Source organism: Burkholderia sp. NFPP32 (assembly GCF_900119325.1).
Taxonomy (GTDB): Bacteria; Pseudomonadota; Gammaproteobacteria; order Burkholderiales; family Burkholderiaceae; genus Burkholderia; species Burkholderia pyrrocinia_C.
This window is the reverse complement of the sequence record NZ_FPJP01000034.1, coordinates 41,091-47,485: the sequence shown is the minus strand read 5'-3', so window position 1 is coordinate 47,485 and position 6,395 is coordinate 41,091. Positions and strand designations below refer to the sequence as shown.

Below are 6,395 nucleotides of genomic sequence, written 5' to 3'. Positions count from 1 at the left end.
CGAGCGAACCAGGCAGCCGCGTGAGAGAGTATGTCGCGCTCCATCTCGAGTTGGCGGACTTTACGGCGTAGCCGCGTTAATTCCTGCCTCTCGGCCGTGGTCAGTCCGTCCTGGCGCATTCCCGAGTCGCGATCGGCCTGAGCGACCCAGTTGATGATGCTCTGCGCCGTCGGCTCGAACTCGCGCGCCAATTCCTCAGGCGTACGTCCTGCCTTCACCAGCTCTACCATCTGCGCCCGGAACTCCGCCGGGTACGGCTTCCGATGCTTGCCCATGACGGCACCTCCTCTTCAAAAAGAATAGGTGTCCGTTGAAGCGGGTCAACTTCACCCCGGTTCCAAGCGCCCCATCGTTACCGACGCCAACGGTACGCCGCTCGCCGCGATCCTGACCGGTGCGCATGTCAACGACGTCACGCAATTGCTGCCTTTGATCGACGCGATTGCGCCGATTCGCGGATTGTGCGGTCCCCCATTGTGCCGACCGCGTGTGGTCTACGCCGATTGAGGTACAACTCCGAGCGACATAGACGAGCGTTGCGCAAGCGCGGTATCGAGCCGGTGGTCGCCAGGCGCCGTACCGAACACAGCGGTGGCCTTGGCAAATATCGTTGGGTCGTTGAACGCACGCATGCCTGATTGCATCACTTCCGCCGCGTCCGTATTCGTTTCGAGCGCCGTGCTGACATTCACAGCGCGTTCCTCAAATTCGGTTGTTGCCTGATTCTGCTGGAATACCCTCCAGTGCGCCGAGCAGCATTTTCGAAACCGTCTCTATGACTGGTGCCGTGATTTAAACCTCGATGACGAGATCCGTGTATTTCGCTAGATTCCCGTCTGCTGTTACGAGCCGCAGCGGCTCCGTCATGGCCTGCGCGATGAGAAGCCGGTCGAACGGGTCGCGATGAAGGTCAGGCAGGTCCCGAACCATTGCAGCGTGTGCGACGCGAACCGGCAGCTCTACGAAGCCGGCGGCCGCGATCTCGGCGACAAGTTCGTTCACGTCGACGTCGAGCTTCCCGAGGCCAGCTTTGATCGACGCTTCCCATATTGTTGCGGCGCTGACAAAGACCTCGTCGGCTTCCATGATTAGCTTGCGCGCGCGCTGGGACAGCTTAGGGTCGTCAAGAACAGACCAAAGGTAGACGTGCGTATCCAGTAGCAGGCGCATCACCGGCCCTCGAACGAAGCCAGCATCTCGTCAGGCAGCGGCGCATCGAAGTCGTCCGCGATCTGCATCTTGCCCTTGAGGCCGCCGAAGCGCCGTTGCGGCTTTGCCGGTTCGATGGGAACAAGGCGGGCGGCGGGTTTGCCAGCCTTGGCAATCACAATCTCTTCGCCGGCGGCCGCAGCGTCGACGAGCCGTGAGAAGTTGGTTTTCGCGTCATGGATATTGACAGTGCGCATGACATGCTCCGTGTGGACTAGTATGGACTAACAGCGATGTTGGTCCATATTAGTCCAATGGTCAATAAGAGCGATCCTTCCGTCATGCTGGACTTCCGCGGGGGGGTCTCGATCTTCTTTGGTGTTCTGCAACTTCATGATTTTGCAAGAATTTTGCGGGTAATGACGTGCCTGCGACGTCAGACCTCGTCCCCCAATTTTCCGCTCGAGAAGGTACGCTTATCCGGTGATCGGTACCATCTGGGTGCGTGACATCGACACGGCGGTGACCGTGCGGATCCTTCAGCCGATCTGGACGAAGAAGGCCGAGACCGCGCGGCGGGTACGCGGGCGCATTAAAGCGATTCTCGACGCGGAAACGGTGTTGGGTCATCGCACGGGCAGCAACCCGGCACGGTATGTCGACCATCTCGAACTCGTGTTACCTCGGTCGAAGACGCGTTCACACGTGAAACACCATGCCGCGCTGCCTTGGGAGGATCAGCTGGACATTGTTCGAGAACTCGAAACCCGTCCGCGCCGCGAGAGTTCTGCACCTGCTGATTCTCACGGCAACCCGCACGAACGAGGTGCGCTTCGCGCGACCGGATGAGTTTGACCCGGCCAACCGCATCTGGACGATTCCCGGCGATCGGACGAAAAGTGGCCGACCGCTTCGCGTGCCACTTTGCGAGCGCGCCGTTGAAATCGTGCGCAGCGCGCTGCCCCGATCGAAATACGGCTACCTGTTTCCCGGCTGCAAGGAGGGACGTCCATTATCGAACATGGCGATGCTTACGCTGTTAAGGCGCATGTCGCGGCACGGGATGACGGTCCATGGTTTCCGTTCGACGTTCCGCGACTGGGTGGCTGAATGCACGGAATATCCCGATTCGCTGGCTGAAGAGGCGCTGGCGCACACGATTGCGTCGCTGACCGTGGCGGCTTACCGGCGTCGCGATCAACTCGAGCGTCGACGCCGAATGATGGAGGACTGGGGGCAGTATTGTGGTAGTGGTTGCCAGACGAGCACGCCGATGGCGTTGTCGCTGCGAGAATCGGTCGCCGCATAGCGGCGCGTTTGAGCGCCGGAGGTCGAAACGCTCGCCAGACTCTCAACCATCGTTCGCGGGGATTCGATGATGGTTAGGGTTTCGTGCGTTGTTCAGATCGTCACTCGCACGATTCGATCGAACTTGACTCACCACGCCAGTGATGGCCGACTGCCGCAACCCTACTGGGTTTCATAGTTGACATTGCGCCTGACAGGGACGAAAAAATAGACATGCAGATTCAGGCGAGCAGCACGTTGCTGCTGCCTGGGCCCGCTGAAACCGTGATTCGAGCTTGCGCAATAATGGCCGCCTATTGTCGGTTGGTGTGGCCTGCGCACTCGCGGCTAAAGTTCTTGCGGCGATGTATGCGTTGTGTGCAAGGCGAGGCATACCATGGACGAATGGCAAGCGAGCAATACGACAACCTGCTCGGCGCCATCGTGTGATTGCGCGGCTGTGCAGCATCGGTTGCGGGGCGCGGAGGCCGAAATCCGTCGCCTCACAAGATGCCTGCAACTGAAGGATCAGAAACTGTGTGAGCTCAGGAAAGTGCTGGCGCATTCGGCGACCGTGCACTATTGCGTCGAAGATCGCCTGCAGCGCGAGCTCGACGCGCTGCGGATCAACATGCCAGCCGATGGGATGGACACTCCTTTCGATCGGACCGACCGTGGTCCATCTATAGATGGCGTGGTTGTCAAGCTGCCTTACATGACCGCGATTCTGTCGGTGTTGTTCGATACCATGGTGACATTTTGGGCGGATTGTGACCGTCATCGGCTTCCGAAATCGTCGACCGTCGCGCGTGCAATCGACGAGCGTCTGGGACTGAGCGGGCAGTCAAATGGTGACGCGTCGCGCAGTAGCCAGGCATACGCGTCTGCAATCAGGCCGGACTGGGTGAAGGACGCGGACATGCGTCATCATCGAAACACGAGTGTGAGGCGGTATCCATGATCAGCGGGATCATGGCGGCACTCTAGGCGTTCGATGTGAACGCGTGATTTGCGCCGTCGCATTCGGAAAGGTCGGACAGAGATGGCGGCATTGCGGCTAATCCTATTCCGGGCGGCGTTTCCGATGCGTCCGGTCCAAACCACGTGACCGTACTCAATAGCGCGTTAGGATCAAGATCGAGTTCGACGAACGTTGTGGATGTGAGGTCAATCGTGCAAACCAGAAACGGAAATCCGGATATCTCGGGTTCAGGTCCAATGCATTGGAGATCGAGCCCGAATCGACGATACAGTCGCGCGATGGCGCGCGTTACGACACCGATGATGCGTGTCGCGCCCAGTGACATCGCGATGGCCAATACGTGGGGAAATAGCAGCATGCCAGACGTCATATCCGTCGACCGGTTATGAGCAATCGATCCCGCGAAGCGCGAGAGTTCCCACACTGTCGGCGAAGAAGGTAGCGTGAGGCCCGATGAGATGGGGAGCAAATGCTGGAGCAGATATGGAGCCGAAGTGGGCAACAGCCGGGCGCTGCCGCATATCTGGCGCCTGGCATCGAGCGCCACAACCTGAACCGTATCTCCGTCGTCGAATTGATCCCATTCAGCGGTGGCGTGTTCTATCGCGTTTGGTAATGCCCATCCAAGTCGCCGCATGAATACATCGTAACGGTATGCGCCCAATGTGTGGCGGATCTCGAATGGCAGATCATTTAGTTTGCCGGCGACAATGACGAACATGGCACATTCTCCCGTATATCGATGAGTGCCACGCTAGCAACGCGAAGCCTTGGGAGAAACTAGTCCGTATGGGAGGGGGCGCTACCGGTCGACTCGGATGCGAACCCGCCGGCAACAGGCGAGGCCGCTCGTGATAGGGCGAAGCGATCTGATCAGGTTGCGGTGCACACTACTTTTCGGACTCGGGTAGAGCAGGGGTAATGGCGGTTGAGTAGGTTGTTTGTAGCGGCCAAGCTTATTTCGGGACAGGAGTATGCGGTCGTCAGTGCGGGATCAATCCATAAACCGAGGCGTAAACAGCAGCCTTCGTTCGACTATTGACGTTCAGGATTTTCATGGCTTCAGTGATGTGATAGTCGACCGTGTGGTGCGATATGCCCATAATGATGCTGATTTCCGGCGACGTTTTTCCTTGTCCCACCCAATAAAGACATTCCTGCTGACGGGAGGAGAGGCGAAGGGTCGGCGGCTCAATATGTGGGATCGACGTAAGGCGCTGCAATTCGACATGGAAGAGCGAACTGGTCAAATGGGCCAGTCGTGAATTCAGGGGAGCGTTGACGCGAGACGACGGGCCGGAAAAGTTGAAGAGCAGCACGCTGCCGTCCGACTCGTGAATCGGAATGCTGAGACCGTGCGTCAGTCCAGCATCGTGGGCTTCCCAAAGCACACGCCGCTCGAGCTCGCTCAAACCAAAAATCTCGCTCCAGCGATAAGGCGAATCGTAAGTAAAAGCCGCTCGGTGCACCGGGTCAATGAATCCGTAGTCGTGTTGCTGATAGTGCTTCGTCCAACTATTGGGATAATGCGCGTAGATTGTCTCAGCGAAAATGCGAGGGCTGGAGCGGGAGCGAAGTCTTGATACTCGGCTGATGGCATAGCAAGGAAAACCCAACGAATGTGCAGTGTTGGAAAACGAGTTGATGAGCGATCGAAAACTATTGGCCTTTAAGAAAGGGCCAAGAAAGGGAGCAATGCGAGTCGTCAATTTCTTGTTTGGCGGTAACAATTTCGATGATATGCCGCTCGCGCGATATCGGAAAACGCGACACACTTTTACCACCTCGAACCTGCCGCATGGCATTCGGCGAGCATGATACCCAGCCTAGACAGTGAATTTGTCATCTCGGTCGATTCTCTGTGGGACGCCATAATCGTGGAATTTACCATTTTAATTTTGATGTCTTGAGCGGTGATCAATTAATTGTAATTTTTTAATACTGAAATCTGCTTGCAGTTCATGTTTTTTGAACTGGTGGTCCGATCCAATCCCGGTGGACGTCGCTTGTGCAAGCGGAGAGTGCGACGCAGACCTGCTCCCGGTATCCGACAAAATTAGCGCATTAGTAGGGCTGCCGCAGAAAATCCGCCCACTCCTTGTGCGAAGAGCAGGAAAGATTTGCCTGACATCAGATCATGGCAGTCGGCGAGATTGATGAAGGGATCGCTCACGGTCACATGTGCGACGCGTGGAAAATTGTCGACGAACAGGCATGTCGATGCCAGTCCGAGGGATTCGACGATGCGGCGCCACGCGGGCAGGTCGAGATGGGATGGCAGAACACGCTGTACCTCGGCCAACGGGACGTGTGCTTCGTCAGCAACTCGTTTGATCAGTTGTCGAGCCGCAAGAAAATACTGGGCCGCAAAGCGCGGCTCTCCTTGTCCGAGCGTCCCTCGCCAGCCGTTTCCGGTTGCGTGGCTCGCCAACGCGAGCACGCGATTGACCCTGGCGTCGCGCTCGACAAGCGCGGCGAAAGCGCCATCGCTCAGTAGTCCGGCTGCTTCGATGCGTCGGTCGATGTCGATCGGCATGACATCGGCCCCGACCAGCAACACCCGATCGATGACCGGGCGCGCGATCAACATTGCACGAATAATGCGCAAGGCGCCGAGCGAGGATGCGCAATGCTGCTGAGCTAACGAAAACGCCGCAGCTTTCACGAAACCGAATCGTTTGCACAGGAGCTGTGGCAGGGAGAGCGGAGGCGGTGCAATGCTGCCTTGAAGCGTATGGACATAGACGAGGCAATCGATCGTGTCGGACGAGAACGTGCCAGTGTCCAGTAGCGTCTTGATCGCGTTCGTCGCGAGCGACAACGCGGTCTGTCCGGCGGCGTCATGGAAACATCGCACACCGGCTTGTTCGAGGCGCGTAATGGTCGCATCCGACTGTCCCGTTATCCGACCCCAGTGTCGAACGTCGTTGACTTGATCGGGCAGATAGTAGGCGACATACGGTATGCCGAATTGCAT

General features: G+C 57.8%; 9 protein-coding genes and 1 pseudogene. 4 read left to right on the top strand and 6 right to left on the bottom strand.

Annotation, left to right across the window (positions count from 1 at the left end; translation table 11 throughout):
* Positions 1–275 (bottom strand): transposase (locus BT264_RS34575; RefSeq protein WP_143156757.1); only part of this gene is annotated, 275 nt, incomplete at its 3' end.
* Positions 276–330: 55 nt separating this feature from the next.
* Here BT264_RS34575 and BT264_RS34570 point away from each other — a divergent pair.
* Positions 331–762: pseudogene (locus BT264_RS34570) on the top strand (IS5 family transposase); the annotation flags it as partial.
* A 30-nt stretch (positions 763–792) separates the two neighbouring features.
* Here BT264_RS34570 and BT264_RS34565 read toward each other — a convergent pair.
* Entirely contained in the window at positions 793–1,170 is a 378-nt protein-coding gene (locus BT264_RS34565; RefSeq protein ID WP_072445085.1) for a type II toxin-antitoxin system VapC family toxin, read from the bottom strand.
* Positions 1,170–1,406: a type II toxin-antitoxin system Phd/YefM family antitoxin gene (locus BT264_RS34560; protein WP_072445083.1), complete on the bottom strand. Its 237-nt coding sequence runs from the start codon at positions 1,404–1,406 to the stop codon at positions 1,170–1,172. The genes BT264_RS34565 and BT264_RS34560 overlap by 1 nt, the downstream gene beginning before the upstream one ends.
* A gap of 226 nt (positions 1,407–1,632) precedes the next feature.
* On the opposite strand from BT264_RS34560, the gene BT264_RS40280 reads away from it, so the two are divergent.
* The 3 genes from BT264_RS40280 (at position 1,633) to BT264_RS34550 (ending at position 3,397) form a co-directional block, all read left to right on the top strand.
* Complete coding sequence (locus tag BT264_RS40280) at positions 1,633–1,998, top strand: phage integrase central domain-containing protein (protein ID WP_244137469.1); 366 nt, start codon at positions 1,633–1,635, stop codon at positions 1,996–1,998.
* The gene (locus BT264_RS34555) at positions 1,898–2,458 is read left to right on the top strand and encodes a tyrosine-type recombinase/integrase (protein WP_256260759.1); all 561 of its coding nucleotides are present in this window, start codon (positions 1,898–1,900) and stop codon (positions 2,456–2,458) included. Before BT264_RS40280 ends, BT264_RS34555 begins: the two co-directional genes overlap by 101 nt.
* Before the next feature lie 375 nt (positions 2,459–2,833).
* Positions 2,834–3,397 (top strand): hypothetical protein, encoded by a 564-nt coding sequence (locus BT264_RS34550; protein ID WP_072445081.1) that lies wholly within the window; start codon positions 2,834–2,836, stop codon positions 3,395–3,397.
* Positions 3,398–3,419: 22 nt separating this feature from the next.
* Here BT264_RS34550 and BT264_RS34545 read toward each other — a convergent pair whose 3' ends face one another.
* The 3 genes from BT264_RS34545 to BT264_RS34535 form a co-directional block, all read right to left on the bottom strand.
* The gene (locus tag BT264_RS34545) at positions 3,420–4,139 is read right to left on the bottom strand and encodes an acyl-homoserine-lactone synthase (protein ID WP_072445079.1); all 720 of its coding nucleotides are present in this window, start codon (positions 4,137–4,139) and stop codon (positions 3,420–3,422) included.
* A gap of 262 nt (positions 4,140–4,401) precedes the next feature.
* Positions 4,402–5,223 (bottom strand): autoinducer binding domain-containing protein, encoded by an 822-nt coding sequence (locus BT264_RS34540; RefSeq protein WP_083534342.1) that lies wholly within the window; start codon positions 5,221–5,223, stop codon positions 4,402–4,404.
* A 251-nt stretch (positions 5,224–5,474) separates the two neighbouring features.
* Positions 5,475–6,395 carry a beta-ketoacyl-[acyl-carrier-protein] synthase family protein gene (locus BT264_RS34535; protein WP_072445075.1) on the bottom strand — a complete coding sequence of 307 codons (921 nt, stop codon included), beginning with the start codon at positions 6,393–6,395 and terminating at the stop codon, positions 5,475–5,477.